Origin of the sequence: Streptomyces albipurpureus, assembly GCF_023701525.1 — a bacterium.
GTDB classification, from domain to species: Bacteria; Actinomycetota; Actinomycetes; order Streptomycetales; family Streptomycetaceae; genus Streptomyces; species Streptomyces albipurpureus.
Map to the genome: position 1 here is coordinate 85,958 of NZ_JAMQAW010000029.1, position 26,773 is coordinate 112,730.

General features: G+C 67.9%; 22 protein-coding genes and 1 pseudogene. 10 read left to right on the plus strand and 13 right to left on the minus strand.

The features are described from left to right. Positions 1 to 39 precede the first annotated feature (39 nt). Entirely contained in the window at positions 40 to 2,838 is a 2,799-nt protein-coding gene (locus NBG84_RS23200; protein WP_250921496.1) for a DEAD/DEAH box helicase, read from the plus strand. 341 nt (positions 2,839 to 3,179) lie between these two features. Here NBG84_RS23200 and NBG84_RS23205 read toward each other — a convergent pair. The 7 genes and pseudogenes from NBG84_RS23205 to ssd form a co-directional block, all read right to left on the minus strand. After that, positions 3,180 to 3,488, minus strand: a pseudogene (locus NBG84_RS23205) (Rv3654c family TadE-like protein); the annotation flags it as partial. Beyond that, the gene (locus tag NBG84_RS23210; RefSeq protein WP_250921497.1) at positions 3,485 to 3,892 is read right to left on the minus strand and encodes a TadE family type IV pilus minor pilin; all 408 of its coding nucleotides are present in this window, start codon (positions 3,890 to 3,892) and stop codon (positions 3,485 to 3,487) included. The pseudogene NBG84_RS23205 and the gene NBG84_RS23210, both read right to left, overlap by 4 nt. After that, positions 3,879 to 4,106, minus strand: coding sequence for a DUF4244 domain-containing protein (locus tag NBG84_RS23215; protein WP_250921498.1), 228 nt, complete (start codon positions 4,104 to 4,106; stop codon positions 3,879 to 3,881). Before NBG84_RS23215 ends, NBG84_RS23210 begins: the two co-directional genes overlap by 14 nt. 24 nt (positions 4,107 to 4,130) lie before the next feature. After that, complete coding sequence (locus tag NBG84_RS23220) at positions 4,131 to 4,901, minus strand: type II secretion system F family protein (RefSeq protein WP_250921499.1); 771 nt, start codon at positions 4,899 to 4,901, stop codon at positions 4,131 to 4,133. Beyond that, a complete protein-coding gene (locus tag NBG84_RS23225) occupies positions 4,898 to 5,779 on the minus strand; it encodes a type II secretion system F family protein (protein WP_250921500.1) in 882 nt (293 codons plus the stop codon). Before NBG84_RS23225 ends, NBG84_RS23220 begins: the two co-directional genes overlap by 4 nt. After that, positions 5,776 to 6,924 (minus strand): TadA family conjugal transfer-associated ATPase, encoded by a 1,149-nt coding sequence (locus tag NBG84_RS23230; RefSeq protein WP_250921501.1) that lies wholly within the window; start codon positions 6,922 to 6,924, stop codon positions 5,776 to 5,778. The genes NBG84_RS23225 and NBG84_RS23230 overlap by 4 nt, the downstream gene beginning before the upstream one ends. Further along, positions 6,921 to 8,021, minus strand: coding sequence for a septum site-determining protein Ssd (gene ssd / locus NBG84_RS23235; RefSeq protein WP_250921502.1), 1,101 nt, complete (start codon positions 8,019 to 8,021; stop codon positions 6,921 to 6,923). Before ssd ends, NBG84_RS23230 begins: the two co-directional genes overlap by 4 nt. Positions 8,022 to 8,486: 465 nt before the next feature. On the opposite strand from ssd, the gene NBG84_RS23240 reads away from it, so the two are divergent. Continuing rightward, positions 8,487 to 9,383: an HAD family hydrolase gene (locus NBG84_RS23240; RefSeq protein WP_250921503.1), complete on the plus strand. Its 897-nt coding sequence runs from the start codon at positions 8,487 to 8,489 to the stop codon at positions 9,381 to 9,383. A 575-nt stretch (positions 9,384 to 9,958) separates the two neighbouring features. On the opposite strand, the gene NBG84_RS23245 is transcribed toward NBG84_RS23240, so the two are convergent. Both NBG84_RS23245 and NBG84_RS40750 read right to left on the minus strand, forming a co-directional pair. Continuing rightward, the gene (locus NBG84_RS23245) at positions 9,959 to 10,828 is read right to left on the minus strand and encodes a Fic family protein (RefSeq protein ID WP_425608684.1); all 870 of its coding nucleotides are present in this window, start codon (positions 10,826 to 10,828) and stop codon (positions 9,959 to 9,961) included. 244 nt (positions 10,829 to 11,072) lie between these two features. Beyond that, positions 11,073 to 11,195 carry a hypothetical protein gene (locus tag NBG84_RS40750; RefSeq protein WP_285367458.1) on the minus strand — a complete coding sequence of 41 codons (123 nt, stop codon included), beginning with the start codon at positions 11,193 to 11,195 and terminating at the stop codon, positions 11,073 to 11,075. Positions 11,196 to 11,233: 38 nt separating this feature from the next. Here NBG84_RS40750 and NBG84_RS23250 point away from each other — a divergent pair, with 38 nt between their 5' ends. Then, positions 11,234 to 12,229 carry an ATP-binding protein gene (locus tag NBG84_RS23250; RefSeq protein ID WP_250921504.1) on the plus strand — a complete coding sequence of 332 codons (996 nt, stop codon included), beginning with the start codon at positions 11,234 to 11,236 and terminating at the stop codon, positions 12,227 to 12,229. Here the strand turns inward: NBG84_RS23250 and NBG84_RS23255 are convergent. After that, positions 12,207 to 13,562, minus strand: coding sequence for a polysaccharide deacetylase family protein (locus NBG84_RS23255; RefSeq protein ID WP_250921505.1), 1,356 nt, complete (start codon positions 13,560 to 13,562; stop codon positions 12,207 to 12,209). The genes NBG84_RS23250 and NBG84_RS23255 overlap by 23 nt on opposite strands. A 283-nt stretch (positions 13,563 to 13,845) precedes the next feature. On the opposite strand from NBG84_RS23255, the gene NBG84_RS23260 reads away from it, so the two are divergent. The 6 genes from NBG84_RS23260 to NBG84_RS23285 all read left to right on the plus strand — a co-directional run bounded on the left by NBG84_RS23260 (position 13,846) and on the right by NBG84_RS23285 (position 22,404). Continuing rightward, positions 13,846 to 16,191: a bifunctional SulP family inorganic anion transporter/carbonic anhydrase gene (locus NBG84_RS23260; RefSeq protein WP_250921506.1), complete on the plus strand. Its 2,346-nt coding sequence runs from the start codon at positions 13,846 to 13,848 to the stop codon at positions 16,189 to 16,191. Between the two features lie 410 nt (positions 16,192 to 16,601). Beyond that, positions 16,602 to 18,557 (plus strand): acetate--CoA ligase, encoded by a 1,956-nt coding sequence (acs, locus tag NBG84_RS23265; RefSeq protein WP_250921507.1) that lies wholly within the window; start codon positions 16,602 to 16,604, stop codon positions 18,555 to 18,557. Positions 18,558 to 18,906: 349 nt separating this feature from the next. After that, positions 18,907 to 20,331, plus strand: coding sequence for a Na+/H+ antiporter NhaA (gene nhaA, locus NBG84_RS23270; RefSeq protein ID WP_250921508.1), 1,425 nt, complete (start codon positions 18,907 to 18,909; stop codon positions 20,329 to 20,331). A gap of 99 nt (positions 20,332 to 20,430) precedes the next feature. Further along, positions 20,431 to 20,898, plus strand: coding sequence for a phage holin family protein (locus NBG84_RS23275; RefSeq protein ID WP_250921509.1), 468 nt, complete (start codon positions 20,431 to 20,433; stop codon positions 20,896 to 20,898). Positions 20,899 to 21,075: 177 nt separating this feature from the next. Continuing rightward, positions 21,076 to 22,005: an alpha/beta fold hydrolase gene (locus NBG84_RS23280; protein ID WP_250921510.1), complete on the plus strand. Its 930-nt coding sequence runs from the start codon at positions 21,076 to 21,078 to the stop codon at positions 22,003 to 22,005. Between the two features lie 210 nt (positions 22,006 to 22,215). Beyond that, positions 22,216 to 22,404, plus strand: a complete 189-nt coding sequence (locus tag NBG84_RS23285; RefSeq protein ID WP_250921511.1) for a hypothetical protein — start codon at positions 22,216 to 22,218, stop codon at positions 22,402 to 22,404. 400 nt (positions 22,405 to 22,804) lie between these two features. On the opposite strand, the gene NBG84_RS23290 is transcribed toward NBG84_RS23285, so the two are convergent. From NBG84_RS23290 to nth, 3 genes are all read right to left on the minus strand, one after another. Then, a complete protein-coding gene (locus tag NBG84_RS23290) occupies positions 22,805 to 24,007 on the minus strand; it encodes a MarP family serine protease (protein WP_250921651.1) in 1,203 nt (400 codons plus the stop codon). Positions 24,008 to 24,101: 94 nt separating this feature from the next. Then, positions 24,102 to 24,845, minus strand: a complete 744-nt coding sequence (locus NBG84_RS23295) for an NUDIX hydrolase (RefSeq protein WP_250921512.1) — start codon at positions 24,843 to 24,845, stop codon at positions 24,102 to 24,104. A gap of 46 nt (positions 24,846 to 24,891) precedes the next feature. Next, positions 24,892 to 25,752: an endonuclease III gene (nth, locus tag NBG84_RS23300; protein ID WP_250921513.1), complete on the minus strand. Its 861-nt coding sequence runs from the start codon at positions 25,750 to 25,752 to the stop codon at positions 24,892 to 24,894. 290 nt (positions 25,753 to 26,042) lie between these two features. Between nth and NBG84_RS23305 the strand changes: the two genes are divergently transcribed. Further along, positions 26,043 to 26,717, plus strand: a complete 675-nt coding sequence (locus NBG84_RS23305; protein ID WP_250921514.1) for a Crp/Fnr family transcriptional regulator — start codon at positions 26,043 to 26,045, stop codon at positions 26,715 to 26,717. Positions 26,718 to 26,773: the final 56 nt, after the last annotated feature.

Sequence of the window (26,773 nt, forward strand, 5' to 3'; positions counted from 1 at the left end):
GGTCTCCCCGGCGGAGCCGGAGGACGGTCGCCAGCCGCGATGGCATTCAATCACTTACCAGCAGCCATGCACGACGCCTTGGGACCATTGTCCGTCACGCCAGTGACACACTCGGTGCCGATGGCCAAGAATTTCCGTCCCAGTCGACCACCCGAGAGCGGGGAAACCCGCCCCTCCCCCGGTGCGATCCTTGACCGGCTCACCGCAGGGGCGGGCCGGGCTGCGCGCATCACTCATACGGAGCACTTGCCCCCGCGACCGGGACGCCATGCCCTCTGGCCCGACCGCATCCGGCCGGAAGTGATCAACGCCATTCACCAGGCGGGCATCGACCATCCCTGGGCCCACCAGGCGATTGCCGCCGAGCACGCCCTGGACGGAGAGTCGGTGGTCATCGCCACCGGAACGGCGTCAGGCAAGTCGCTTTCCTATCTGGCGCCGGTCCTCACCACCCTCCTGGACGGCTCTGAGGCCCCGAATGGACGTGGGGCCACCACGCTCTATCTCGCGCCGACCAAAGCACTCGCCGCGGACCAGTGCAGGGCCGTGAAGGAACTGGCGGCGCCGCTGGGCAATCGGGTCCGTCCAGCGGTCTACGACGGCGATACGCCCGTAGAGGAACGCGAATGGGTTCGGCAGTACGCGACCTATGTCCTCACCAACCCGGACATGCTCCACCGCGGCATCCTGCCCTCGCATCCACGCTGGTCCTCCTTCCTGCGCGCCCTGCGCTACGTCGTCATCGACGAGTGCCACACCTACCGGGGTGTCTTCGGCTCCCACGTCGCCCAGGTGCTGCGCCGTCTGCGCCGGATATGCGCCCGCTACGGTGCCGACCCCGTCTTCCTGCTCGCCTCAGCGACGGCGGCAGAGCCGTCGGTGGCCGCCGGACGGCTCACTGGAGTTCCGGTGCGGGAGGTCTCCGACGACGCATCACCTCGCGGTGAGCTCGTCTTCGCTCTCTGGGAGCCCCCGCTGACCGAACTCCAGGGCGAGAAGGGCGCTCCAGTACGACGTACGGCCACGGCCGAGACCGCCGACCTCCTCACCGATCTGACCGTGCAGGGGGTCCGCACGGTGGCGTTCGTTCGGTCCCGCCGGGGTGCCGAACTGATCTCCGTCATCACCAAGGAGCGCTTGGCGGAAGTCGACCGGTCGTTGCCCCAGCGGGTCGCCGCCTATCGGGGTGGTTACCTTCCCGAGGAGCGCCGGGCCCTGGAGCGGGCCCTGCACTCGGGTGAACTGCTTGGTCTGGCCGCCACCACCGCCTTGGAGCTGGGGGTGGATGTCTCCGGTCTTGAGGCTGTCCTGATCGCCGGCTACCCCGGGACGCGGGCGTCCCTGTGGCAGCAGGCCGGCCGCGCCGGGCGGGCCGGCGAGGGAGCCCTGGCCGTGCTCGTGGCACGGGACGACCCGCTGGACACCTTTCTCGTCCACCACCCCGAAGCGCTCTTCCAACAACCGGTGGAATCAACGGTTCTGGACCCCGACAACCCCTATGTCCTCGCCCCCCATCTATGTGCGGCAGCCGCCGAACTCCCGCTCACCGAAGCCGATCTTGAGCTGTTCGGTCCGGGGGCCGCTGCTCTGATGCCCCAACTCGAAGCCGCCCAACTGCTGCGCCGCCGTTCCACGGGCTGGCACTGGACCCGGCGGGAGCGGGCCGTTGACCTCACCGACATCCGGGGCGAGGGCGGCCGTCCGGTCCAGATCGTGGAGGCCGCCACCGGCCGACTGCTGGGCACGGTGGAGGAGTCGGCAGCCCACACGAGCGTCCATGACGGAGCGGTCCACCTCCACCAGGGGCGCAGCTATCTGGTGCGGCAACTGGACCTGGACGATCCGCATGGCCCTGTCGCCCTGGTGGAGGAAGCCAGCCCGCCGTACTCCACCACGGCGCGCGATACGACGGCCATCACCATCCTCACCACGGACACGGAACTCCCCTGGGGAGACGGGAGCCTCTGCTTCGGCTCCGTCGAGGTGACCAACCAGGTCGTCTCCTTCCTTCGCCGCAAACTGATCACCGGTGAGGTGCTCGGCGAGACCAAGCTGGATTTGCCGCCGCGCACCCTGCGAACCCGGGCGGTGTGGTGGACCGTCACCGAGGATCAGTTGGACGCTGCCCGGGTGAACCCGGAGCAGTTGGGCGGAGCCCTGCACGCCGCCGAGCACGCTTCCATCGGGATGCTTCCGCTTTTCGCGACCTGCGACCGGTGGGACATCGGCGGGGTCTCCGTGCCGCTGCACCCGGACACCCTGCTGCCGACGGTCTTCGTGTACGACGGCCACCCGGGCGGGGCGGGCTTCGCCGAACGGGCCTTCCACACTGCGCGTGAGTGGCTGACCGCGACCCGTGAGGCGATCGCCGTCTGCGAGTGCGAGGCGGGCTGCCCGTCGTGTATCCAGTCGCCCAAGTGCGGCAACGGCAATGAGCCGCTCCATAAGCGGGGCGCCGTCCGACTGCTCACCGAACTCCTCAAAGGCGCGCCTACGGGCCGGGAGCAGGCATCAGGGACGCCAGGGGGCTCGACTGCGGCCGTGGGCCCAGAGCGGGCGGCTACGGCCGGGAGAGGCCCAGGAGCCGGCGGGCCACCCCCGGCTTCCACGCCTTCGCCTTCATCCGAAGCCCCACAGAGCACCCCGCGCTCTCCAGCACTCCCAGCACCCCCCGACTCCCCCGACAGCCCCGACAGCCCCGACTCAGATGCCAGCGGCCATCCGAGAGATCCGGATACCGGAATCCCCGCGGATCGCGCTGGGAACCCAGACGGCCTGGACACCCCTGGCCTTCCGGACAGCGGGAGTACCCCAACCGGGCAATCCGGAGAGGGCTGATCGACTCGACAGCCCAAGTGGCCCGCGCCGCTGACAGCAGGAGGCCGCGCAATCGGCTTCTGCAAGCCCGTCAACAGTTGCGGAACCGTGGCATTGGATGATCTCCAAACCATGTGAGGGCAGGGCGTTTCCCCTGGATGGCGGGTCGTTCTTCCCTCCGCAACCAGCCCGCCCTGGGAGTCCGCAGGCTTCCCCACGGGCTCCAGGCTCTGCGGCGACGACCGCGACCTGCCACTGGTGCCGGCCCTGTCAGCGTTTCCCCAGGGTCCTAGGGTCTCCGGCGGCCCGGCCCGAGCTCTGACCTCAGGCCTGAACGGCCCGAAACGGACGCCGGCCGTCACCTCAGCGATCTCGCCCCGCACCGCGCACCGAACCAATCCCGCGCCCTGTGCCCGTGCCACCTCGGACGCCCTTGCACAGGCGGCTTCCGGCCCGAGCAGCGCCTGCGCCGCGGCGGCGAGAACGGCCAAGTCAGCTGCGGAAGCAGCCCGGTGACGGGCCACCACCGCCTGCCCCATCGCCAGGACCGCCGCGAACACCACGCACAGCGTGGTCGCCGCCATAGCCGTCCAGACGGTCGCCGAACCACGATCCCGAGCGTTGCCGCGCTTCTCCGCCGGTTCGTGAGAACACTGCCGATACGCCGTCATGGCGACGCCCCCCGCGCACCGGCTCGCTCGGATCCGGCGTGGGCCAGCACGTCCTCCGCATGGGCCACAGCCTCAGCCCTCAGGGTCAACCCCAAGCCGCCCGGGCCCGGTGCGGCCGCTTCCACCCGTACCCGCCAGAGCTCCCCCTCCCGATGCAGCGTCACCCGGGCGCCCTCCGGTGCTGCCGAGCGGGCGACGGCGAGCATCGTGGCGGCTGGCTCGGAGCGGGCGGCCGCGCGAGCCCCCGCCCGGGCCGCGTCCACACACTGAATCTGCGCAGCCGCGGCCATGAGTGCCCACACCAGCGAGAGCACGAAGATCACCAGCGCGGGCACCGCCACCGCGGCCTCCGCCGTCACCGAACCCCGCTCCAGCCCCGCCCCAGACGGCTCAGAACTGCGCATTGAGCGCCTTTCCGATCAGCGACTCCAAAGCCCCTGAGACAGCTCCGCTAGTGACGATCTTGTAGAGAACGGCGGCGAAGGCGCAGGCGGCGATCGTTCCCATCGCGTACTCGGATGTGGTCATCCCGCTGTCCTTGAGGACCTTGCTTCGCCGAAACCTGAGCCTCGCTTCGCGCCCGAGCCAACGCAGCCGTCGTCGTACCGTTTTCCCCATCTCAACCCCCTGAGATCTCTCCGTTCAATTGCCTTGCAGAAGCCCGCCCGCCAGGCCGACGACGACCGGGGCGACACCAACCGCCAGGAAGGCCGGAAGAAAACACAGCCCCACGGGGGCTGTGATCAGCACCTGCGCCCGATGTCCCCGAGTCGCCGCTATGCGCGCCCGGTCCGCTCGCAGGCGCTCGGCCACCCGTGCCACCGCCTCCCCCGCGGGAGCGCCCGTAGCGTCAGCCCGCTCCAGACAGCGGGCCAGCTCGGTGGCGCCCGGTGTCTGGGCGAGCCAGCCCCAGGCCACGGCCGGCTCGCCACCGAGCCGCAGTTCGGCCGCGGCCCGTGCCAACCGCTCTCCGACGGGGCCGCGTAAGGCATCCCCGACCGCCTCAGCCGCCTCACGAGGTCCCGCTCCGGCTGCGACACAGGCCGCAAGGAGGTCCCCAGCAAGAGGAAGCTGGTGATCAGCTTCCCCCTCGGCCCCCATCAGCGCCGGGGGACGAGCCCGCTGCCAGCGCCGGACGCCGTAGGCCGCCGCCAAGCCGAACGTGCCACCGAGGAATCCTTCGACCAAAACCCAACCGGCGATCGCCGCCACCGCTGGAGGCGCCCAGATCCTTGCCCGGACCGCTTTCTCTTCCGCATTCCACCGCGGGCGGACTCGTTCCCGCCCCAACAACCGCTCGGCTCGTCGTATCGCGCGCTGACGGTGGCGTACGGACACAGCGGCGCTCAAGACCACCGCGGCGGCCAGCGCGCACACCACCGCCCCCAAGGTGTGAAGCGAATCGGCGCTCATGTGCTGTCTCCAGGTAACGCGGGCAGCCCTTTCCGCACGATCCGCCCGGCCCAGCAGACCCCGGCAACTTCCAGAACGCCCCCGATCAGCAGGCAGAGCAGACCCGCCGGGGAATGCAGCAACACACGCAGGGGATCGGCACCCAGCGCCCAGCCCATCGCCAGTCCCACCAGGGGCAGCAGCGCAAGCAGCCCAATCGTCGCGCGCACTCCGGCCAGATGGGCTCTTAGGTCGGCCCGCTGGTCCCGCTCGGCTCGAAGGGCGGCCTCCAGCCGATCGAGGCCCGCGGCAAGGCCGGAGCCTCCTTCCACGGCGACCCGCCAGCAGGCAGCGACTCCGGCCAGTCCACCGGCGCCTGGCTCCTGTGCCGCCACTCGCAGCTCAGCAGGCACATCCCCGCCGAACCTGGCCGCCGCCGTCACCGAGGCCTCCGCGGCCCCGAGTGCGCCGGTGCTCCGGGCCACCGACAGCAGTGCCTGCCCCGGTTGCAGCCCGGCCCGCAGCTCGCCGGCCACAGCTGCGCAGAAGGCAATCACTCCATCAGCGCGCAGATCCTGCTGACGGCTCATCTCACGAGCCCGCGACCACCGCCGCACCAGAGGAGTCGCCACGGCCGCGGCGAGCAGCGGCAGGACCGACTCACCCGCCACGGCGAGCAACAGACCCACCGGGAGACACAGCCACTCACGGCGACGGCGTAGGTCACCGCGCGCTTGGGGCCACAGCCGCGCCCAAGACCAGCGTGGGGGTGGGTCGAGTACGCCACCCTCGGCCAGCAGGACTCTCGCCCGGGTCACCCTGGGGTCTTGGCCGACCACCAGCCACACCATGGCTCCCGCACATAGGGCTGTCGCCGTCGCCGACGTCAGGGGGCTCATGTCGCACCCCCCATACGGGAGCGCAGCAGGGGCCAGCCTCGCTCCAGAGCGAAGCCCGTGGAGTGCCAGCGCAGCGCTGGCACTGTCTTGACGAATCCCCCCGCGTCGCGTTCCAGCACATGCACCTCGGCAAGGCGCCGATGGCCGGTCCGATCCCTGGCGAGATGAATCACGACGGAGAGCGCCGCCGCCAACTGACTGTGAAGTGCGGCCCGATCGAGACCCGCCGATGTCCCCAGCGCCTCCAGCCTGGCCGGGACGTCGGAGGCCGCATTCGCGTGGACCGTCCCGCAGCCGCCCTCATGCCCCGTGTTCAAAGCGGCGAGCAGTTCGGTGACCTCAGGCCCTCTCACTTCCCCGACGACCAGACGGTCCGGTCTCATCCGTAGCGCCTGTCGCACCAGATCCCGCAGCGTGACCAGGCCCGCCCCTTCCTGATTCGCCGTGCGCGACTCCAGTCGAACCACATGCGGATGCTCCGGCCGGAGCTCCCCCGAGTCCTCGGCGAGCACCAACCGCTCGCGGTCACCCACCAGCCCCAGCAAGCTCGACAGGAGCGTGGTCTTGCCAGTGCCCGTGCCTCCGCTGATCAGAAAGGACAGCCGGGCTTCGATGAGCGCCCGCAGCACCCGGTCCCCTCCGGGCGGAAGCGTCCCCGCGTCGATCAGCTCATCCATGGAGAAGGCCCGCGGCCGGACCACCCTCAGCGATAGGCAGGTGGAACCGACCGCCACCGGAGGGATCACCGCGTGCATCCGTGTCCCGTCCGGCAGCCGGGCATCCACCCAGGGCCGGGCGTCGTCCAGCCGTCGCTCCGCTACCGCCGCCAGTCGCTGCGCCAGTCTGCGCACTGATGCCGCGTCGGTGAATGTCACATCGGTCAGTTCCAGTCCGCGGCCTCGATCGACCCAGACCCGGTCAGGCGCGGAGACCAGCACATCCGTCACGGCCGGATCGGCGAGCAGCGGCTCCAACGGTCCGGTGCCCACCAGTTCGCACCGCAGGGACTCCGTACCGCCGAGCACTTCAGCGTCCCCCAGCAGCCGTCCCTGGGCCCGCAGGGCCGCAGCGACCCGTGCGGGGGTGGGCTCGGCGCCACTCTCCGCCAGTCGCTGGCGTACGGCGTCGAGCAGACCGGCGCTCATGAGGCGACGTCCTTCGTCAGCGCCCGGTCCCAGAAGGCCGTGCAGAACCGGGACAGCGGACCGTGTGACCCTCCGGGTGGGGCGCCTTGGTCCTGATCGGTCAGCAGGCTCGGTTCGCAGGGCAGTTCGCCGGCGAGAGGCAGCCCCAACGATGCGGCCACCCACTGCTCGTCCAACCCCGCGGTGAACGGGCCCCGGGCAACCACCCGTAGATCCTGAAGCACCATGCCGACCACCGATGCCACCCGATTGGCCGCGGCGATCGCCCTCAGTTCGCCGGGTACGACCAACAGCCCGAGATCGAGCTGGGCGAGCGCCTCGGCAACTCCTTCGTCCACCCGGCGCGGCAGATCGACAATGACCACGCCGCCGCGCCTGCGCGCAGCGGCCAACACCGAGCGCATGGCCTCTGGTGGAACGACGACCGAATCGCCTCGGTCCCAACTGAGCACACGCAACTGATGCAGTTCGGGCAGCGATTCCTCCAAGGCGCCGCCCGCTACCCGCCCCTTGGAACCGGCGAAATCAGGCCACCGCAATCCCTCTGTACGCTCGCCGCCGAGCAGTACATCGATCCCTCCACCCAGCGGATCACCGTCGATGAGCATGGTGCGTTGGCCGATCCGGGCGGCCGTGACCGCGAGGGCGCAAGAGAGCGTCGACGCTCCGGCCCCGCCTCGGCCGCCGATGACTCCGACCGTCAGCGCGGGCGCCGTGCCCCCCTCGGTCACATCAGCGATGCGATCCACGAGCCAGCCTTCGCCACCGGGTAGGCGCAGCACGCTGTCAGCCCCGATCTCCACGGCCAGTCGCCAGACGTCGGGATCGTCCTGGTCGCGCCCGACGAGCAGAACGCCTCGCCGGCGAACGGCTCCACGGCAGCGTCCGGCCGCGTCGTCGCCGACGAGCACCAGGGGAGCGGACTCCCAACTTCCCCTTCGCTCCGGGACCGAGTGATGTACATCGGGCTCGACTCCGGCCGCGGCACACAATCGCAGCAGATCGTCCAGCAGATCCATGTCTTCCGTCACGATCAGCGGCCCATCGGATCGCCCTTCGACGACTGGGCCCGACTTCGATGTGATAGATCCAGCCACGCTCCACCCCCTGCCTACTTCGATCCCGCTTCCCAACGGGATCGGTGATTCCTGTTGTCCGCCGAACTACGCGGCTGGAATCACGGTGGGGCACACAGAAAATTCGTGTGGATCTTGCTTAAAAGCTGTGGACAACCAGGCGCTTGTGAATAACCCCGTAGTCCATACCAGTGACTCCAAGCCCGCACCCCTTCCACTACACAAAGTGACTATGCAGAGTGGTAGGCGGCTGCGCGCGACCGGACCCGGGAGAGGGGCAAGCGATCGAAGTTGATCTCACAGCGAGAGGAAAACCCGCCCGGACATGCGACGACCCCCGCCGGGGGGGAGAGCGGGGGTCGTCTCTCCGGCCGACTCGGGGGGGGAGGAGCCGGACCGGGTTAGCACGGTCGCGAACGATCCGTGACTTCCATGGTGTACCCGAGAGCCTTCTCAGGCAAACCCACACGCCCGGGCGTACGCCGAATGGCGGGCACCTATGCTCTGCTCGTGGAAAACCACTCCTTGCCTCGCGCAGCTGCGTTCTTTGACCTGGACAAGACGGTCATTGCGAAGTCCTCGACACTGACCTTCAGCAAGTCCTTCTACCAAGGCGGCCTGATCAACCGGCGGGCCGTACTACGCACCGCCTATGCCCAGTTCGTCTTTCTCGCGGGCGGTGCTGACCACGATCAGATGGAGGGGATGCGGGAGTACCTCTCCGCCCTGTGCAAAGGCTGGAACGTCCAGCAGGTGAAGGAGATCGTCGCCGAAACTCTCCACGATCTCATCGACCCCATCATTTACGACGAGGCCGCCTCGCTCATTGAGGAACACCACACAGCCGGTCGAGACGTGGTGATCGTCTCCACCTCGGGCGCCGAGGTAGTGGAACCCATCGGCGAGCTCCTCGGCGCCGATCGGGTGGTGGCCACCCGGATGGTGGTCGGCGAGGACGGGTGCTTCACGGGCGAAGTGGAGTACTACGCCTACGGGCCGACCAAAGCCGAGGCCATCAAGGAACTCGCCGACTCAGAGGGATATGACCTCTCCCGCTGCTACGCCTACAGCGACTCCATCACCGATGTACCGATGCTGGAGTCCGTCGGCCACCCCTATGCGGTCAACCCGGACCGGGGGCTGCGCCGTGAAGCGTCCGCACGGGACTGGCCGATTCTGGTCTTCAACCGGCCAGTCCGACTGAAGCAGCGACTGCCCGCGTTCTCCATGCCGCCCCGCCCCGCCCTGGTGGCAGCAGCAGCGGTGGGCGCGGCAGCGGCCACCGCCGGACTCGTCTGGTACGCCAGTAGGCGCCGAAGCGCAGCGGCCCAGGCCGCTGCCGGGGCCATGGAGGGAATAGCCCACCGCCTTGCCCGTATTTGAAGCTAAAAGTAAAGAACTGAGGCAAGGGGTTCCGCTTACCCTCCCCTCGGAGTACAAAGGAGTCAACGGCCCGCGAGACCAAGGACATCCGAGAGGATCACCTAGAAACGCATAAAGGCCCCACGGACCGAAGCATGAAAACCGGGTACCCACGCGACGTCGACCCGTCGAATACGGGCCAGCCGCACCAGGTGACGGGCAGAAGTTCCCGACCTGATGGGCACATCTTCGAGGACGCTTGGTAACCCGGTGGACATGCCAGCGGCGGTACCAATTCCGGTACCGCCGCATTCCTCTTCTGGAGCCGTATCCCCCGCGGATCCTTGAGCCGTATCCCCGCGGAAGAACCGTTTTAGGGGCGTGCCGACAACGCATGCCGTCAACCCCACCCACCCGACAGCCCACTCAGAGTTATCGTGCTGGATTCCCCTGGCGGGCGCACGACAACAACTTCGGCGCCCTCGCCCCGTTGTTAATGGATGGCCCGAATAGGACTGGTTTGAGGTATCGCTCCACCGGGACCGACGCACCGCGCCCGACGCAGTCGCTGCCCCACCCAGGCCACGGGACCGCCGTTAGGCCGCCCCCCGCTGCAGTGCCTCGCAGACCGCGGTCGACTCCCTGACACCCAGCTCCACCGCACGCCCGCAGTGCGCGATCCAGGAAGCCATGCCCTCCGACGTACCAGCGAGATACCCCTCGAAGGCCGCGCGGTAGGCGGTTCGCCCCTGCTCGGCATGACCGACCTCCGCGGGGCAGATGGACTTGGGATCAAGCCCGCTGCCGATCAGAACGATCCGTTCGGCAGCACGGGCCACCAGCCCGTTGTCCGAGCCGAAGGGGCGTAGCGCCAGCAGTTCGCCATGCACCACGGCGGCGGTCACCAGCGCCGGCGCGGAGGATCCCGCAATGATCAAGCGATTCAAGCCGTCCAGCCGCCCGGCGACCTCGTCAGCACTCGGCAGCGGCGCTTCGATCAAGGGCTCGTCCACTGACTCGCCGGCCAGCCGTGGTCGCCCTACGGACGCCCCCTCCGCGGCGCTTCCCGCAGCGACCAAATGGAGCCTCGCCAGTACCCGCAGTGGTGATTGCCGCCAGACGGACAGAAGTTGACCCGCCTCAGCGGTCAGCCTCAGGGCCGCCCCGACCGTACGAGCCTCGGGATCACCACTGAAGTCCGTGCGCCTGCGTACCTCCTCCAGTGCCCAATCCGCTCCGGCCAGCGCCGCGGAGCCACGGGCTCCGCGCAGCGCTGCCTCCGAGGTCACCTCGTGGCTCCGCCGTCGCATGACCCGGTGCCCGTAGGCGCGGTCAACGGCCTTGCGCATGGCGTCGACGGATTCGGCGACGCCCGGCAGCGATACAAGGGCAGCCAGCGGATCATCCCCTGATGCACCCGCCGAAGCAGAAGCACCCGACGGCGACGCCGAGGGCCCCGGCCCCACTCCTGCCCGCTCTCGCGCTCCAGACCCCGATCCATCGCCAAGGCGACTCCCTGGGCCGGTGGAGCCCCCGCCTCCAGGGGAATCACCGCGGCCGGAGAGCTGGCTGGCGCCGGAAGGAACAGCGCCGGCCAGCGAACCCGGCACGGGAACGAAAGGCGGCGCACCAGGCCCACCAGGCCCACCAGGAGCACCAGCGGGGCCGGACTGACCAATCGAGGCAGAAGCATCGGGTGAGGCAAGACGGTCAGGCAAGGCAGAAGCGCCAGATGAGGCGTTTGAGGCAGACGAAGCATTCATGCTCATAGCCAGCGAGGCTACGCGCCCACAGGCCGTACCCCACCTTGGAGTGGTCTTCTTCACCCAGCATGACAACACCGCGGGATCATGCCACTACCCTAGGTGAACATGAAGATCGCTTTCGTAGGGAAGGGCGGCAGCGGTAAGACCACGCTGTCCTCGCTCTTCATCCGTCATCTGGCCGCCAACGAAGCACCGGTCGTCGCGGTGGACGCCGATATCAACCAGCACCTGGGGGCAGCCCTCGGCCTCGATGAGGCGCAGACGGCCGAGCTACCCGCCATGGGCGCCCATCTGCCGCTGATCAAGGAGTATCTGCGCGGCTCCAACCCCCGCATCGCCTCGGCCGAGACCATGATCAAAACCACACCTCCGGGAGAGGGATCGCGACTGCTGAGGGTCCACGAGGACAACCCGGTCTATGACGCCTGCGCCCGTACGGTCACGCTCGACGACGGTGATATCCGGCTGATGGCCACCGGCCCCTTCGCCGAGTCGGACCTCGGCGTGGCCTGCTACCACTCCAAGGTCGGTGCGGTGGAGCTGTGTCTGAACCACCTGGTCGATGGGCCGGATGAGTATGTGGTCGTGGATATGACCGCCGGATCGGACTCCTTTGCCTCCGGGATGTTCACGCGCTTCGACATGACCTTCCTGGTCGCCGAACCGACCCGCAAGGGCGTGTCGGTCTACCGCCAGTACAAGGAGTACGCACACGACTTCGGCATCTCCCTCAAGGTCGTGGGCAACAAGGTCCAGGGCCCCGATGACGTGGACTTCCTCCGTGCGGAGGTGGGCGATGACCTACTGATCACGGTGGGCCACTCCGACTGGGTGCGGGCGATGGAGAAGGGCCGGCCAGGGCCCTTCGAACTCCTGGAGGCGGACAACCGCATGTCGCTCCAGGCCCTGCAGAACGCCGCTGACGACTCATACGAGGAGCGTGACTGGGAGCGGTACACGCGCCAGATGGTCCACTTCCATCTGAAGAACGCGGAAAGTTGGGGCAATGCCAAGACGGGGGTCGACCTAGCGGCCCAGGTCGACCCCGCCTTTGTGCTGGGAGAGCTGGCGGCTGAAGTCAGCGCTCCTCTTCCTGCCTGACTTCCGATTCGGCGACGGCTTGCGCCGCCTTCCCGGCGTGCGAGTCATCCGCAGCGGCGTCCCCGGCCGGCTTTCCGGCCGGAACGACGGGCTTGGCCGGCTTTCCGACCGGTTTCGAGGGCTGGGCGGCGAGGAATGTTGCCCAGCCGCTCTTCGGCGCCTCTCCCACCTTGAGGGTGCGCAGCTTCGCCAGGGCCTTCGGGTCCTGGGCGTCGAGCCAGTCGGCGAGCTGCTTGAACGAGACGCACTTGACGTCCTTCTTCACGCACACCGTGGCGATCGTGTCCTCGATGGCACGCATATAGGTGCCGCCGTTCCAGGATTCGAAGTGGTTGCCGATGATCAACGGCGCCCGGTTGCCCTGGTAGGCACGGTCGAACGCCTGCACCAGACCGTCTCGCATCTGGTTGCCCCAGTAGGTGTGGGAGGCCGGGTCGCCCTTGACCGTCCCGGACTGGTTGACCATGAAGTTGTAGTCCATGGACAGGGTCTCGAAGTCCCGACCGGGGACCGGCACCAGTTGGAGGGAGAGGTCCCAGACGTTGAGTTCCTTCTCCGGCCAGATCTGGTCGTTGACACCACTGGTGTCATAGCGCAGACCGAGCTCGCTGGCGGCGCGTACAAAGTTCCTACGGCCCTCAAGACACGGTGTGCGGGCTCCGATCAGTTCCTTGTCGTAGTCGAACGGCAGCGGCTGCTCCCGGGTGAGACCGGAGTTGGTCTTCCAGTTCTTCACAAAGGACTTGGCCTGGCTGAGCTCGTTCTTCCACTCGTCGACGGACCAAGTGCCCACACCGCCGTCCGCACCACAGAAGTGACCGTTGAAGTGGGTGCCGACCTCGTTGCCCTCCTGCCAGGCGCCGCGCAGCTCGCGCACGGTGTCCCGGATGCCCTCCTTGTCATTGAAGCCGATGTCCGAGCGGCCGGCGGAGTGTTGTGGCGGAAGGTAGAGACTCGCCTTCTCCTCGGGCAGCAGATACACACCACTGAGGAAGTAGGTCATGGTCGCGTCGTACTTCTTGCCGACCTTGCGGAAATGGGAGAAGAGCTTCTGGCTGTCCTCACCGGCGCCGTCCCAGGAGAACACGACGAACTGCGGCGGCTGCTGACCCGGCTTCAGACGCTGCGGCTTGAGCTGATCCGGCTGGGCCCCGGTGAACGCGGTGGAGCCGTCGCCGATGAGCCGGGGCGCGACTTTGGGGGCTGCCGCCTTCTTGGCACCGGGCGCGCCTTCCTGCTGGTCGTCCTCTCCACCTCCTGAGCAGCCCGCGACCGTTGCCATCAGCGCCGTGATGGCTGCGCCCATGGCGACCCTCTGTACGGCGGCCTTCATCCACCCACCTCATTTCATATGACTTTGTGTTTTTCCGACCGGTATCGATGGCCGACAAAGTCGCACCGAGGGGGTGTAAGGAGGTTCGCGCCGGGCCGCATTAAGCGCACTAATCACTGAAACGGGTGAAAGAATGCCCTATTTGCGCCTAAATTCATGCCTGAGTCTTTACTCTGCATTACGATCAATTTACTGAAAGTTGAGCTCCCGCCGCTTTTACGCCGTGACCCACGGCCGCGTCCCCACATTCCGCGACCGCGCTGCCCCGGAGGAGACGGGAACCATGTCCGCCTGCGTCCCCACCCGCACCGATGAACTGCCTCGTAAAACCCGAAAGGGCCATAAGCCGCGACAGACCCGCGGCGACGGTCCCCCATCGGGCGGAGGCCAATCCCGTTTCCGTATCGCGGGATCCGACCTGTCGGCGTCAGTCGCCGTCTTCCTCATCGCGCTGCCGCTCTCCCTCGGCATCGCCCTCGCCACCGGCGCGCCCCTCCAGGCCGGGCTGGTGGCCGCCGCGGTCGGCGGCATCGTCGCCGGCCGATTCGGCGGCGCCCCGCTTCAGGTCAGCGGGCCCGCGGCAGGGCTGACGGTCGTGACCGCTGATCTGATCCAGCAGTACGGCTGGCGGGTCACCTGCGCCATCACCGTGCTGGCGGGATTCGCACAACTCGGACTGGCAGCACTGCGCGTGGCCCGCTCGGCCCTCGCGGTGAGCCCGGCGATCGTGCACGGAATGCTCGCGGGCATCGGCGTCACCATCGCCCTCGCGCAGCTCCACATCGTGCTCGGCGGTACGCCGCAGAGCTCGGCGATCGACAATGTGCGGGCGCTCCCCGCCCAGCTGGCGCAGCTCCAACCGGCCGCCATCTCCGTCAGCGCTCTCACCGTCGCCGTGGTGCTGGCCTGGCCCAGGATCCCGGGCGCCGCGGGCCGGATCGTACGGACGATCCCGGCCGCACTCGCCGCGGTCGGGGCCGCGACCACCTTGGCCGTGGTGGCAGCGCTCCATCTCCCGCGCGTCGACCTGCCGTCATGGAGCAGCCATGCCCTCCCCGCGCTGCCCGATGGGCCGGTGCTCGGGGTCATCGCCGCCGTCCTCACCATCACCCTGGTGGGCAGCGTCGAGTCACTGCTGTCGGCGGTCGCCGTCGACAAGTTGCTGGCCGGGCGCAAGGAGCCCGACATTCGCATCCCCCGCGCCGATCTCGATCGGGAGCTGGCCGGCCAGGGCGCGGCCAATGTGGTCTCCGGGGCGCTGGGCGGTCTGCCCATCACCGGTGTGGCCGTGCGGAGTTCGGCCAATGTGTCGGCGGGTGCGGTAAGCCGCCACTCCACGATGCTGCACGGGCTGTGGATCGTCCTCGCGGCCCTTCTGCTGGTGCCCGTGCTCGATCTGATCCCGCTGGCAGCGCTTGCCGCACTGGTGATGGTGGTCGGCGTCCAGATGGTGAGCATCACCCACATGCGCACCGTACGGCGGAACCGCGAGATGCTCGTGTACGCCGTGACCTTGGCCTCCGTGGTTCTGACCGGGGTTTTGGAGGGTGTGGTCATCGGCGTGGCCGTGGCCGTCGCGGTTGCGCTGCATCGGCTGACCCGGACCCGGATCACCGAGGAGGAACACGAGGGCATCCATCGGGTGCGGGTCCGCGGTCAGCTCACCTTTCTGGCCGTCCCCCGGTTGAGCAGGGCACTGAACCATGTACCGGCGGGTGCGCAGTGCGTCGTTGAGTTGGATGGGTCCTTTATGGACCATGCGGCGTATGAGGCGCTGCACGACTGGCAGTCGTCCCATGTGAGGCAGGGCGGGACCGTGGAGTTCACCGGCCGGGCCGGTGGCCGGATCAGCGAGCCGGCGTCGGAGACCCATGGCTGCTGCCGCCCCTGGACTCCCTGGCGCAACCACCACTGCGAGGATCGGGTCCAACGCACCGACACCCATCAACTGGCCGATGGGCTGAGTTCGTTCCAGCGCGACACGGCTCCCCTGGTCCGGGATGAACTGGCCCGGCTGGAGCGGGAGGGGCAGCGGCCGTCGCAGCTCTTCCTCACCTGCTCCGACTCCCGGCTGGTCACCAGCATGATCACGGCCAGCGGTCCGGGTGATCTCTTCACCGTGCGCAATATGGGCAATCTGGTTCCCCTGCCGGGCGCCGAGAACAGGGACGACTCGGTGGCGGCGGCGATCGAGTACGCGGTCGACGTACTGCAAGTGGGCTCGATCACCATTTGCGGGCATTCCGGTTGCAGCGCCATGGAGGCGCTGTTGACCACCCCTCCCGGAGGGGCTCAGACGCCCTGGAAGCGTTGGCTCAGGCATGGCAGGCCGAGCCTGGAGCGGATGAGGAGCCGGCACCGTTCCTGGGCGCGGATCGCAGGAAGGCTGCCTACCGATGCCATTGAGCAGTTGTGTCTCACCAATGTGGTGCAACAGCTGGATCACCTACGAGCCCATGACTCGGTCGCTCGGCGACTCGCCGAGGGCACTCTGGAGCTCCACGGGATGTACTTCCATGGGGGCGAGGCGCAGGCGTACCTACTGGCCAGCAGCGATGAACACACCTTTGACGCGGTGTTCACCCGGGTTGCTCCCGCCTCATCGGCGCTGGTGAAGGTACAGGCCTGAGATCTGACGGTCACCTGGCTGCTGAGCTCGGGATCGCGCTGTGCTTACTTCGCACCGGCGCACCGGTACCGCGTCCGGCCGGGCCATCCGGAAGCCAGCCCCGGAGCAAGGAGGGCTCAAAAGTCCCGGAGGGGACAAGGGCCCGAGGGCCGGGCACCCGACAGATCGGCCATTCGTAGCGGAATCAGCCAACCGGAGTATTGTCTGAACCGACTTCGAGCCCCATCCGTGCAACCGTATGGCCCCTCCTTCCCGCCGCCCGGGAAGGAGGGGCCGCCTCATAGCATCAAGGGAGATTCAAAAGGTCTAAACCAATTTCTGGAAGGCTCTTGTCACCCGACCCTCCGGCCTGGTGAGCTATGGGCTCGGACACATACGCATATGAGGACGCCCTGGGAAAGGGAGATGTCGTGAGCAACGAGAGCCTGGCAAATCTTCTCAAAGAAGAGCGGCGGTTCGCGCCGCCGGCCGAGCTGGCCGCGAACGCCAACGTGACAGCGGAGGCGTACGAGCAGGCCGAGGCTGACAGGCTTGGCTTCTGGGCCGAGCAGGCGCGGAGGCTCACGTGGGCCACCGAGCCGACCGAGACGCTCGACTGGAGCAACCCGCCCTTCGCGAAGTGGTTCGCGGACGGCAAGCTCAACGTCGCGTTCAACTGCGTGGACCGCCATGTCGAGGCCGGAAACGGCGACCGCGTGGCGATCCACTTCGAGGGCGAGCCCGGTGACAGCCGCGCCGTCACCTACGCGGAACTCAAGGACGAGGTCTCGCGCGCCGCGAACGCCCTGATCGAGCTGGGGGTGCGGAAGGGCGACCGGGTCGCCGTCTATCTGCCGATGATCCCCGAGGCCGCGGTGGCGATGCTGGCCTGCGCCCGGATCGGCGCCGCCCACTCCGTGGTCTTCGGTGGTTTCTCCGCCGACGCCGTCGCCTCCCGCATCCAGGACGCCGACGCCAAGCTGGTGATCACCGCCGATGGCGGCTACCGCCGCGGCAAGCCGATGGCGCTCAAGCCCGCCATCGACGACGCCGTCGCCAAGTGCCCCCAGGTGGAGAAGGTGCTGGTGGTCCGCCGTACCGGCCAGGACACCGCCGTCACCGAGGGCCGTGACGTCTGGTGGCACGACATCGTCGCGCGCCAGTCCGCCGAACACACCCCCGAGGCCTTCGACGCGGAGCACCCGCTCTTCATCCTCTACACCTCGGGCACCACGGGTAAGCCGAAGGGCATCCTGCACACCTCGGGCGGCTATCTGACCCAGGCCGCGTACACCCACCACGCCGTCTTCGACCTCAAGCCGGAGACGGACGTCTACTGGTGTACGGCGGACATCGGCTGGGTGACCGGCCACTCGTACATCGTGTACGGGCCCCTGGCCAACGGCGCTACGCAGGTCATGTACGAGGGCACGCCCGACACCCCGCACCAGGGCCGGTTCTGGGAGGTCATCCAGAAGTACGGGGTCACGATCCTCTACACCGCGCCCACCGCGATCCGTACGTTCATGAAGTGGGGCGATGACATCCCCGCGAAGTTCGACCTCTCCAGTCTGCGCATCCTCGGTTCGGTCGGTGAGCCGATCAACCCGGAGGCCTGGATCTGGTACCGCGAGCACATCGGCGGCGGTAGTACCCCCATCGTGGACACCTGGTGGCAGACCGAGACCGGCGCCATGATGATCTCGCCGCTGCCGGGCGTCACCGAGACCAAGCCCGGCTCCGCCCAGCGCGCGCTGCCGGGTATCGCCGCGACCGTCGTCGACGACGACGCCAACGAGGTCCCCGACGGGGGCGGCGGCTATCTGGTGCTCACCGAGCCGTGGCCGTCGATGCTGCGCACCATCTGGGGCGATGACCAGCGGTTCATCGACACCTACTGGTCGCGTTTCGAGGGTAAGTACTTCGCGGGCGACGGCGCCAAGAAGGACGACGACGGCGATATCTGGCTGCTCGGCCGAGTCGACGATGTGATGCTGGTTTCCGGCCACAACATCTCCACCACCGAGGTCGAGTCCGCGCTCGTCTCGCACCCCAAGGTCGCCGAAGCCGCCGTCGTCGGTGCCGCGGACGAGACCACCGGGCAGGCGATCGTCGCGTTCGTGATCCTGCGCGGCACCGCGTCCGAGGACGAGAGCCTGGTGGCGGACCTGCGCAACCACGTCGGCAAGACCCTCGGCCCGATCGCCAAGCCCAAGCGAGTCCTGCCCGTCGCGGAGCTACCCAAGACCCGCTCCGGAAAGATCATGCGACGGCTCCTGCGCGATGTCGCCGAGAACCGTCAGATGGGCGATGTCACCACGCTCACCGACTCCTCCGTGATGGACCTGATCCAGTCACGGCTGCCGAGCGCGCCTTCCGAGGACTGACACCCAGCAATCCGTGGGGCGACCGCCGAGATGTCGCCCCACGGACCCAGGCTCACCGGGCACCCGCGTCTTCCGCGCGGGTGCCCGCGGCATGTGCGGGGCAGGCGGCGCCTCCAGGGCCAGATCCTCGACCGGCCATGCGCCGAGACCTAGCAAGCCGCGGGTGAAATGCCCGCTATGCACCTAAGGTAAGAACCGGCAAAGGATCACCGGATACCCCATCGCGTTTCCTTGGGTAAGGTAAGCCCGCGTCAACGCGTCAAAAACGCGCTAAGAAAACCTAGGTGCGCCGGGAAGTCTGGTCGGCATGTGCTTTGCCATGCCCGACCGACCGGAGGTACCTCCCGACATGACTTCGCCGAGCCCCCGCAAGTTCCTCGGCCGACTGTCGCTGCCGGAGCGCACGTTCATCACGAACGCACTGCGCACCGAGACCGTCGGCGGCGTACTGCTCCTCATAGCCGCCGTTGCCGCTCTGATCTGGGCAAACACCCCTCTGGCCGATGGCTATGAAGCCGTACGCTCGTTCCATATAGGCCCGGCTTCGCTCGGACTGGACCTCTCGATACAGCACTGGGCGGCCGATGGCCTGCTCGCGATCTTCTTCTTCGTCGCCGGTATCGAACTCAAGCGCGAACTCGTCGCAGGTGAGCTACGCGACCGCAAGGCCGCAGCCCTCCCGGTCATCGCCGCGATCTGCGGGATGGCGGTGCCGGCACTGGTCTATCTCGTGGTCAACATGGTCGGAGGCGGCTCCACCGACGGCTGGGCCGTCCCCACGGCCACCGATATCGCCTTCGCACTCGCCGTACTCGCCGTACTGGGCGCTTCGCTGCCCTCCGCGCTACGGGCGTTCCTCCTCACCCTCGCCGTGGTCGACGATCTCTTCGCCATCCTGATCATCGCGGTCTTCTTCACCAGCGATCTGAACTTCGCCGCGCTCGGCGGGGCCGTCGCCGGTCTCGTCCTGTTCTGGGTACTGCTCCGCAAGGACGTCCACGGCTGGTACGTCTACGTCCCACTCGCCCTCGGCATCTGGGGGCTGATGTACAACAGCGGTGTGCACGCCACCATCGCCGGCGTTGCCATGGGTCTGATGCTGCGCTGCTCCCGGCGCGACGGCGAGGATCACTCCCCCGGTGAGCACATCGAGCATCTGGTACGGCCCATCTCAGCGGGGCTGGCCGTCCCGCTCTTCGCGCTCTTCTCCGCAGGAGTCAGCGTCTCCGGCGGCGTACTCGGGAAGGTCTTCACCCAGCCGGAGACCCTGGGGGTCATCCTCGGTCTGGTGATCGGCAAGGCGATCGGTATCTTCGGCGGCACCTGGCTCGCCGCCCGCTTCACCAAGGCCGAGCTGAACGACGATCTGGCCTGGCCCGATGTCTTCGCGGTCGCCGCCCTCGCCGGCATCGGCTTCACCGTCTCCCTGCTGATCGGCGAACTCGCCTTCACCGGGGACCCGGCACTCACCGATCAGGTGAAGGCCGCCGTGCTGATGGGCTCCCTCATCGCCGCGGTACTCGCCGGTATTCTTCTCAAATTGCGGGTACGCAAGTACCGAGCGCTGATCGCGGACGAAGAACGCGACGACGACGAGGACGGCATCCCCGACATCTACGAGCAGGAGAACCCGGCGTACCACCTGCGGATGGCGGAGATCTACGAGAAGAGGGCGGCCGAGCACCGTCGATTGGCCGAATTGGCGGGAGTTTCGGCCGGAGGCGCGTCCGAAGTAACGGGGGCGTCGCGCGGAGACGGTGAACGTCCGGCATGATCTGATATCGGACCCCGGACAATTCAGAAGAGTCCCGGACTCCAGGACACCCCAGGAGAGCCAGGACCCAGTAGCAGAGCCAGGAAAGAGGGAGCAGCGATGAGCGACCCCGGCACCAGTGCAGAACGCAGCCTCGGCCAGCTGGTCGCCTCAGCGACCGCCGAGTTGTCGGCACTCGTGCACGATGAGATCGCCCTGGCCAAGGCAGAGCTCCGGCAGGACGTCAAACGCGGCGTCACCGGCGGAGTGGCGCTGGCCGTCGCAGGTGTTTTCGTGCTCTTCTCCCTGCCGGTGCTCAGTTTTGCGGCGGCGTACGGGATTCATAATCTGGGGCTCGGTCTCGCCTGGTCATTCCTGATTGTGGGCGTTGCGTTTCTGCTGCTGGCGGGGTTGCTCGCGCTGCTGGCCATCGGGAAGTTCAAGAAGGTCAAGCCGCCGGAGAAGTCCATTGCTTCGGCGAAGGAGACGGCTGCCGTCTTGCAGAGCGTCAAACCGCACACCCGTACCCCGCAGGAAGTCGTCCTGGTCAAGGCATCGCGCGCTGAGGTCGGCACGTCAGCACGCTGACGGAATCAACTCCGGCTGCTGTCGCGGCTACTACCCCGGCCCATCCACCTGACTTGAGGCCATTTCCACGGATTTCCGCTGCCCTTCTCCGGGGATTACCCTGGGCGTCCCCCGCCCTTCCCCCGGGTGGCTGGGCACGGCAAACACGAAATGCTCGGGTATGGCACGCTCATCAGCATGACCGCCCCTGATATCGGTAGTGGAAGCCCTGTACGCATCGATGGCCCCTGGACCCATCGCGATGTGGCGGCCAATGGCGCCCGCTTCCATATCGCCGAGATGGGCGATGGGCCTCTTGTGCTGCTCCTCCACGGCTTTCCACAGTTCTGGTGGACCTGGCGGCATCAACTGACGGCGCTCGCCGACGCCGGTTATCGAGCGGTTGCCATGGATTTGCGGGGCGTGGGCGGTAGCGACCGTACGCCCAGGGGATATGACCCGGCGAACCTGGCGCTCGATATCACCGGGGTGGTGCGCTCGCTGGGCGAGCCGGACGCCGCGTTGGTCGGGCATGACCTGGGCGGCTATCTGGCGTGGACGGCTGCCGTGATGCGGCCCAAGTTGGTGCGCAGGCTCGTGGTCTCCGCCATGCCGCATCCTCGACGCTGGCGTTCGGCGATGCTCTCGGACTTCTCCCAGAGCCGCGCTGGATCGTACATCTGGGGCTTCCAGCGCCCCTGGCTGCCGGAGCGTCAACTTGTCGCGGATGACGCGGCGCTGGTGGGGGAACTGATGCAGAACTGGTCAGGTCCCAAGCCGCCGGATGAGAAGACACTGGACATCTATCGACGAGCGATGTCCATCCCTTCGACGGCACACTGCTCGATCGAGCCCTACCGCTGGATGGTGCGGTCGATGGCCCGGCCGGACGGCATCCAGTTCAACCGCCGGATGAAGCGTCCGGTACGCGTACCGACCCTGCATCTCCACGGTTCGCTGGACCCTGCGATGCGCACGCGCAGTGCGGCGGGCTCCGGGGAGTATGTGGAAGCCCCCTATCGCTGGCGGCTGTTCGACGGTCTGGGCCACTTCCCGCATGAGGAAGACCCGGTGGCGTTCTCATCGGAGCTGATCAACTGGCTCAAGGACCCGGAGCCCGACCGCTGACCGGGCCGGCACTCCAGGGCGACGGATCGACACATGCGGCGATAGCGGACAGATTCGCAGTGCGAGGGGCGCAGACCGCGCCCCTGCGCCCCCCTGTCTCGACCGCCTCACAGAACACTTGTCCTACGAACAGCCAATTGCCCGGCGCATAGGCCAATTGGCCGCCCCCAGTACGGTTACCGACCTTGGGCCACGGGCACAGGTCCCGGTATGGGCTGGACGTACGACTACGGTGACGCCGCACGCAACCGTCGCTCGACCAATGGTCCGAGCACCTACAACAGTGATGGTCCTCAAGGTCAGAGGCCTGAGCACCCGGCGCAAGGCATCGGAATCCCACGGATTCTGAGGCGACGCGCGCGCTGGGTGTCTGCCCGCCTTCGGCATACGCGCGGCTGAAGCCTGTAGGGCGGAATCCAGCCATCCGCGGCCGCAGTTGCCACGGGCATAAGGACCCGCCTCAACAGACCAGCCGGTGAGCGCTTCTCACTGATGCCCTTGCCCTCCGGCAAGGGCATCAGCACGCCGCCACACGCCCCGCGGTCGCCCGATCCGGGGTGCCCGCGGTCCGGCGGATGTTCCGGCGCCTGCGCCAGCCGTCCGGGCTCGTGTGCGTCGACTGCCTGTGAAGGCACGCGCACCGATGGCGGATGCACATGCGCGGGTGGGGCCTGAGCGCATCACGTGGGTGCTGGCCGCTTCACGGCGCAACGTCCCGCTCTCCAGGCCCCGCGCACCGGCACGGTGGGAGAGAACCCCTATGTGCTCCCGTTACGCTCCTGTACGCCCGCGCGAAGCGCTACAACGCACAGCCCTGGCTGTCCACCTGCTGGTTTGCCGACAGCCCCGCGGAGATGTCCTCGGCGATCTCATCGACCGTCAGGGCATAGCCGGTCTTGGGGTCATCCAACGAGCGGGCAAAGATCACGCCGGACACCTTGCCGTCCGGTGTCAGCAGCGGACCGCCGGAGTTGCCCTGTCGAACCAACGTGTACAGCGAGTAGACATCGCGGCGGACCGTGCTGCGGTGGTAGATGTCGGGGCCGTTCGCGTTGATGCGGCCGCGGACCCGCGCCGAGCGCACATCGTAGTCGCCGTTCTCGGGGAAGCCCGCGACGATCGCGCTGTCACCGGTCTTGGCGTCGGGTTCCGCGAACTGAAGCGGCTTGGCCTTGAGGTCAGGCACGTCCAGTACGGCGATATCGCGCTGCCAGTCGTAGAGCACGACCTTCGCGTCGTACCGTCGGCCCTCGCCGCCTATCTGCACGGTCGGCTCGTCGACACCGCCGACCACATGCGCGTTGGTCATGACCCTGCGCTCACCGAAGACGAAGCCGGTGCCCTCCAGTACCTTGCCGCAGCTCTGTGCCGTCCCCACCACCTTGACGATGGACTTCTTGGCCCGGGCCACGACCGGGCTGCCCACCAGCGCCGGGTCCGGGGGTTCCACCTCGGTGATGGGCTCGTTGGAGAAGGGGCTGAAGACCTGCGGCAGACCGTTCTGCGCAAGGACGGAGGTGAAGTCGGTGAACCAGCTGGAGGCCTGGTCGGGCATCACCCGGGAGACTCCCAGCAGCACCTTTGAGCTGCGGACCTCCTTGCCGACCGTCGGCAGTGCGGTTCCGGCGAGTGCCGAGCCGATCAGCCAGGCGACGAGCAGCATGGCGACGACGTTGACGAGGGCCCCACCGGTGGCGTCCAGGGCGCGGGCGGGAGTCCAGGTGATGTAGCGACGGAGCTTGTTGCCGAGGTGCGTGGTGAATGCCTGGCCGATCGAGGCACAGACGATCACGACGACAACGGCGACGACCGCGGCGGTGGTGGACACCTCGGAGTCGTCGTTCGTCACTTCGGCCCAGAGCACGGGCAGCAGATAGACCGCGACCAGGCCACCGCCGAGGAAGCCGATCACCGAGAGGATGCCGACGACGAAGCCCTGCCGATAGCCGACGATCGCAAACCACACGGCGGCGACCAGCAACAGGATGTCCAGCACGTTCACCGTCATTTGCCTCGCAGATCCATCGGTTCAGCGCCGGACCCTGGGTCCGGTCGTCGCCGGCCATTCGAGCCGGCGGGGTTGGGAAGTCAGCCTGTCATGCGTGCCAGTCCAGCGGGACCTGCCGACCGCGGTCCCAGGGGCGCTCCCAGCCGGCGAAGTGCAGCAGTCGGTCAATCACCCCGGCCGTAAAGCCCCAGACCAGGGCTCCTTCGACGGTGAACGCCGGACCGAGGTGACCACTGGGGTGAACAGTCGTGGCCCGGTTGGCGGGGTCCGTGAGATCCGCCACGGGCACGGTGAAGACACGGGCCGTCTCGGCAGGGTCGACCGCTTGGATCGGGCTCGGGGCACGCCACCATCCCAGTACGGGTGTGACGACGAAACCGCTCACCGGAATGTAGAGCTTGGGCAGCACGCCGAAGAGCTGAACCCCCGCGGGATCGAGCCCGGTCTCTTCCTCCGCCTCTCGAAGGGCTGCTCTGAGCGGCCCGGTGGTGGCCGGGTCACCGTCTTCGAGGTCGAGCGCCCCACCGGGGAACGCAGGCTGTCCCGCATGGGCGCGCAGACTGCCCGACCGCTCCATCAGCAGCAGCTCAGGGCCGGTCTCCCCCTCACCGAAGAGAACGAGAACGGCGGACTGGCGTCCTCTGCCGTTCTCAGGCGGCAGAAAACGGCTCAGCTGCTCGGGCGCGACGGTGTCCACGGCACGGACGACCGGATGGAGCCAGCCCGGCAGACCGTCAGCCGTGACAAGTACCTCGCCGCCGTACCCGGCCTGCGGGCCTGATGGCGCCGTACGGCCGTACGACGCCCTGTGCGTGTCTTCTCCTGTGCGCATGGGCACCCCCTCGTTCACAACGCCCCAAGGCGCAGGGATCGTTCCGTCATCCGGCCTCCCGCAGAGCGGGGGCAGGCTTGCCCGGGTAGTCGGCCGGGGGGTTCAACCGCTGCCCCGGCTGCCCGCCCAACTCGTACTTGAGCAACTTCCTGGCCTTCTCCGGGTCCGTCTCCCCCTCCCCGTACGAGGGGCACAGGTGGGTGATCGGACAGGCGCCGCAGGCCGGCTTGCGGGCATGACAGACCCGGCGGCCATGGAAGATCACCCGATGCGAGAGCATCGTCCACTCGGACTTCGGGAAGATCGCGGCAACGGCCGCCTCGACCTTCACCGGGTCCTCCTGATCGGTCCACTTCCATCGGCGCACCAAACGGCCGAAATGGGTGTCAACCGTGATCCCCGGAACGCCAAACGCATTACCGAGGACCACGAACGCCGTCTTCCGGCCGACTCCGGGCAGGGTTACCAGGTCCTCCAGCCGACCGGGGACCTCACCACCGAAGTCGTCCCGCAGTGACGCGGAGAGACCGAGGAGGGATTTCGCCTTGGCCCGGAAGAAGCCGGTGGGGCGAATGATCGCCTCCAGATCTTCGGGGGCCGCCGCGGCCATATCGTGCGGCGTGGGGTACTTGGCGAACAGCGCGGGGGTGGTCTGGTTCACCCTGAGGTCCGTCGTCTGAGCGGAGAGCACCGTGGCGACGAGCAGCTCGAAGGAGTTACGGAAGTCAAGCTCCGGATGGGCGTACGGATAGACGTCGGCGAGCTCGCGATTGATCCGGCGCGCTCGACGGACCATCGCCAGCCGGGACTCGACCTTTCGCGAACCTGGCGTTTTAGTACTTTTTGCGGCTTTCGGAGCACCAGGTGCCGATTGTTCGCCCACAGCGGAATCTTGCTTTTCGGCCACTCTTCCAGCCCCCTTGGCCTGCGCTCTCACCGGCGAATTGGACACTCGGCCACCCTACGGTCCACCGCTGACATCCGCCCCGGCCACGGGTAATCAGGACCCAATCGGGCCCCTGCCGCACGAACAGACGCTCCAGTGCGTCAGACTTGTTGTGATTGATCGCACGAATATTTACTTGCCAGGGGTCTGCCGCAGCCACGCTGTCCCACGCGGTGTCCCCCGGACGGGCACCGCGCGGTCCGGCATCATGGGGGCCACGGTCCCTGAGCAGGTCGACAAGGAGAGAACTCGTGGACGACGTTCTGCGGCGCGCCCCGCTCTTCGCGGCGCTCGATGACGAGCAGGCCGCGGAGCTCCGCGGCTCGATGAGTGAGGTGACCCTTGCCCGTGGTGACGCGCTCTTCCACGAAGGCGACCCCGGTGACCGCCTCTACGTGGTCACTGAGGGCAAGGTCAAGCTCCATCGCACATCCCCCGACGGCCGCGAGAACATGCTCGCCGTCCTCGGCCCCGGCGAGCTGATCGGCGAACTGTCGCTGTTCGACCCGGGACCGCGCACGGCGACCGCCACCGCGCTGACCGAGGTCAAGCTCCTCGGCCTCGGCCACGGCGACCTCCAGCCCTGGCTGAACGTACGCCCGGAGGTGGCCACCGCGCTGCTGCGCGCCGTCGCCCGCCGGCTGCGCAAAACCAATGACCAGATGTCCGACCTGGTCTTCTCCGATGTCCCGGGCCGGGTCGCCCGCGCACTCCTCGATCTGTCGCGCCGTTTCGGTGTGCAGTCGGAGGAAGGCATCCATGTGGTCCATGACCTCACCCAGGAAGAGCTGGCCCAGTTGGTCGGTGCTTCCCGCGAGACCGTGAACAAGGCGCTGGCGGACTTCGCACAGCGCGGCTGGCTGCGGCTTGAGGCTCGCGCCGTGATCCTGCTGGACGTGGAGCGGCTCGCCAAGCGTTCACGCTGACCAGACGGCCGGCATACGACGACAGCGGTCTCGTACGCCGACGGCCGCACCGTACG